Source organism: Vibrio sp. 10N.261.52.A1, from assembly GCF_002876325.1.
GTDB classification, from domain to species: Bacteria; Pseudomonadota; Gammaproteobacteria; order Enterobacterales; family Vibrionaceae; genus Vibrio; species Vibrio chagasii.
Genome location: NZ_MCYD01001102.1, coordinates 1 through 3828 on the forward strand (window position 1 = coordinate 1; position 3828 = coordinate 3828).

At 43.2% G+C, this 3828-nt stretch carries 5 protein-coding genes; 3 read left to right on the plus strand and 2 right to left on the minus strand.

Going from position 1 to position 3828, the window contains the following annotated elements:
* The first annotated feature begins 108 nt into the window (after positions 1–108).
* Positions 109–1005, plus strand: a complete 897-nt coding sequence (locus BCT81_RS23600; protein ID WP_102426046.1) for a cation diffusion facilitator family transporter — start codon at positions 109–111, stop codon at positions 1003–1005.
* Positions 1006–1043: 38 nt separating this feature from the next.
* Here BCT81_RS23600 and yddG read toward each other — a convergent pair whose 3' ends face one another.
* Positions 1044–1970 carry an aromatic amino acid DMT transporter YddG gene (gene yddG / locus BCT81_RS23605; protein WP_061031166.1) on the minus strand — a complete coding sequence of 309 codons (927 nt, stop codon included), beginning with the start codon at positions 1968–1970 and terminating at the stop codon, positions 1044–1046.
* Positions 1971–2134: 164 nt separating this feature from the next.
* Positions 2135–2809 (minus strand): pyrimidine 5'-nucleotidase, encoded by a 675-nt coding sequence (gene yjjG / locus BCT81_RS23610; RefSeq protein ID WP_004740299.1) that lies wholly within the window; start codon positions 2807–2809, stop codon positions 2135–2137.
* Positions 2810–2949: 140 nt separating this feature from the next.
* Here yjjG and BCT81_RS29075 point away from each other — a divergent pair, with 140 nt between their 5' ends.
* Both BCT81_RS29075 and BCT81_RS23615 read left to right on the plus strand, forming a co-directional pair.
* On the plus strand, positions 2950–3201 hold the full coding sequence (locus BCT81_RS29075; protein WP_133152701.1) for a hypothetical protein: 252 nt from the start codon (positions 2950–2952) through the stop codon (positions 3199–3201).
* A gap of 238 nt (positions 3202–3439) precedes the next feature.
* On the plus strand, positions 3440–3828 hold a 389-nt coding region (locus BCT81_RS23615), incomplete at its 3' end, for an iron-containing alcohol dehydrogenase (protein ID WP_133152702.1).

A 3828-nucleotide genomic window follows, 5' to 3' on the forward strand; every position in this document is an offset into this window, starting at 1 on the left:
GAATAATATAAAAAACCATGTTCTGTAACATAAACATCATCAGATAAAGTTTGAAAATCTCGCTCAATATTAGAACAATGAAATTATCAAAAACATCTGGAAAATATTATGTGTGACAGGAAAAGCCAAAACGAAAACCGAGTTCTATTGTTCTCAGCCCTTTTAGCATCAGGCTTCGCTATTGGCGGATTGGTGTTGGGTCTTCTCGTTGGCTCTCTGGTCATAGTATTTGACGGTGTCTACTCTCTTATCAGCTTACTGTTAACTTTATTGTCACTAGCTGCCTCAAAATACATTAATCGCCCTTCTGACCGTGAATTCCCGTTCGGTCGTGCGATCATTGAACCTATCGTCATCACGATTAAAGCTGCCGTCATTTTACTTGTGGTTGGTTATTCACTGTATTCAGCGATTGGCGCCTTGATGACAGGTGGTAGTGAAGTTGATGCTTCTATCGCAACTCTGTTTGGTATTTTTAACGTATTGGGCTGTGGTTACGCGTGGTGGTATATCGCTAACAAGAGTAAGAGCATTTCATCTGGCTTGATTCAGGCTGAGTCTAAGCAATGGCAAATGGATACACTATTGAGTGTCGCAGTAACAGCAGGTTTCGTCGTGGCTTGGTCAATGACATTCTCGCCGTTCGCAGAATACGCTGTGTATGCCGACCCAATGATGATGTTGCTGATGTCTTTCTACTTCATCAAAGTACCGTTCGATATGCTAAGAGAAGCTATGCGTGAGCTACTAATGATGTCGGCAAACAAAGAAATTTGTGACGCGGTAGATAAGAACGTTGTCGCGGTAGACAAAGAAGCAGAACAAGATTTGGAGCTAATCGGTGTGACTAAGGTTGGTCCTGAGCTAAGAATCAACGTTGATATTCATACCAACGACCAACAAGCGATTGCGGTCGATGATATTGAACGTACGCGCCGCCAACTAAAGCGACGCCTGTCTAAGATGCCATATGAGCTTCAACTGAACCTCAATATCGCAAGCTAATTCTCATTCTAGCAATCGGTAGATAAACACAATTGCTATTAAGATTGAACCTCTTCAGAAGCCGACGCCTTAACCGTCGGCTTTTTCTCTCTTGTAACCCACCAGCAAGCCAGCGACCCAATCGTCACCATACATACTCCCTGCCAAAATGTGATAGTCAGCGTTAAACCTAAAATCATAGAAGAGAGTAAGGTTGCAAAAATTGGCGTGAAGTAAGACATAGTTGCGAGAAAGACCATGTTGCCACCCAATATCGCGGTATTCCAAAGCGCGTAACCCGCGCCCATACACACGCCCGCCAGAGCCAGATCAATCGCGGCACTGCTCGTCATTACCATACCGGTTTCACTGCTCAGTGCGTATTTGATCCACAAGGTGATCGCTGTCGCGATAAAGAACAACACAATCGCATTCTGCCCTTTCGCAACTTTCTGAGTGTAATTACAGTAAACCGCCCAAATAATCGCGCCGAAGAACGCCATCGAATAGGTTTTGGGGTTAGTCGCGATATTTGCCGCAATCTGTTCAACAGAAAGGCCTTGGTCGCCACTGATGCTCCAAGCCACACCAAAGAAAGCTAAAAAGATACTTGGGTAAACCAGCCAATTTATCTTTTTATCGCTGAGTAATACCGCAAACAATACTGTCAGCGCAGGCCAAAGGTAATTAATAACCGCCATCTCTAAGGCTTGATGTCGGTTATTTGCCATGCCTAATGCCAAGGCTAGAAAGATCTCGTAGCAAACAAATAGCGCGCCACCAATCAACAAGTAAGACTTTGAGAAGCGTTTCAGCTTAGGTAACCCCATAACGCAAACCAAAAACAGTGAACTCACTGTGTAAAGACTGGCTGCGCCGCCAATTGGGCCTAATTGCTCTGAGACGCTACGAGATAACGCAATTAAGCAGCTCCAAAGTAAAATGGCAGCAATGCCGTAGCAGCTATGGCGATGAGATTTCAGCACGCTTATTCCTTCTATTTATTATGAGTAGTTATCGTGGCAGCTTAAAGCATAAATATGCTTGAGTACCACAATCGAAAAGTGAAACCTGTAGAAATTAAGTCGCCGAGCACAGAATTGTACTCGGCTATTAGCGATCAACGAATAAAGCTAAAGTTGGTTAGCAGTTACGCTAACAGAAGTGCTTGTAGCTCAGCCAGAGACTTCACTTGATAATGCGGGTTAATACCTTCTGGCGTCGCCTTCTCTTGGCTGTTTAACCAACAGGTCTCGATACCAAAATCTAAGCCACCTAAAATGTCTGAGTGTGGGTTATCTCCCACCATCAAAATGCGCTGCTTTGCTGGTAAGCCAACAAGCTTGTGTGCATGTTCAAAGATCTCTGCATCTGGTTTAGCAACGCCGACTTCTTCAGAAATGATCACATGTTCGAAGTAATCGGTCATGCCAGTGCGCTCTAAACGGATCGATTGCAGCTCAGTGAAGCCATTGGTAATAATGCCCATGTTCACTTTGCCTTGTAACGATTCCATTAGCTCTTTGGCACCCGGTAGCAAAGAACAGATGTCCGCCATTGCTGTTAGGAATGCGCTGTTTAATTCTGCAGTTGTTGTTTCTAACTTTTCTGCCCAGCTTTCGAAGCGTGTGTGCTTCAGTTGATCAGCCGTAATTCGGCCATCTTGATAGTCTACCCATAGTGGTAGGTTAACTTCTTGATAAACGGAATAATCCTGCTCGCTAAAATCCACACCAAAACGTGAGAACATTAGCTTCATTCCTTGAAAAGCGTCAAAGTGGAACAAGGTTTCATCCGCATCAAAGAATATCCAATCGTACTTCATTATCTGTCCTATTATTCGCGCTATCGAGCCGAATTTATATTTTGTTCTTTCCTAACCTCAACGGTTAAGTGTGCATTCTACTACCATTTTTGTGAGCCTGAATATAGTTCTAATAATTTATAGAAAACAAGCAACAAGTCATGATGTATCGCAAATTTTGCCACATATTAAACCAATACCATAAAGGAAATACACGAAACGTACCGGGAGGTACTATGAAGCACTTCTTACCGTCATCCGTCATGCTCACTCCATTCCTGGTCAAATACTACGATGAAGAGCCTCAAGAAGCGTCAGATTCACCTGGGAAAAAGGAAAGCCAGGTCGAATGCACTGTCAACCCAGCTCAAGAATCGACACAAGAAGAACATGAGCCAGCGTTGACTGAATAGCCTTATTTTCAATGGTTATAAAGCATCATACCGGTCTTAGAACGATCAATTATTCACCATCCATAACTGACAATATACACATCAGAAAACCATAAAAACGATTGCTATATGAGCCCTATCACAACCAATAACCAGAAAGTGGTAGTTCGAAATCAAAGTTGTTCCAGATCAATGGTCGACCAGTTGTTTGCCGACAACATATAGGCAATTAAAAATCATAATTAACCGGAGTTTTCCAATGTCTAGTGCATTTTACATCCCTACAATCAACTTCATGGGTACTGGCTGTCTAAAGGATGCTGCTGATAGCATTCAGTCTCAAGGCTTTAAAAAAGGTCTTATCGTAACCGATAAAATCCTAAACCAAATTGGCGTGGTTAAGCAGGTACAAGACCTTCTTAGCGAGCGCGGTGTAGACGCTGTGGTATTCGACGGCACTCAACCAAACCCAACCATCACAAACGTAAATGATGGTCTTGAATTACTGACTGACAACGACTGTGATTTCGTTATTTCTCTAGGTGGCGGTTCTCCACACGACTGCGCAAAAGGTATCGCTTTGGTTGCTTCTAACGGCGGCAAGATTGCAGATTACGAAGGTGTCGATCAATCTGAAAAACCTATGAT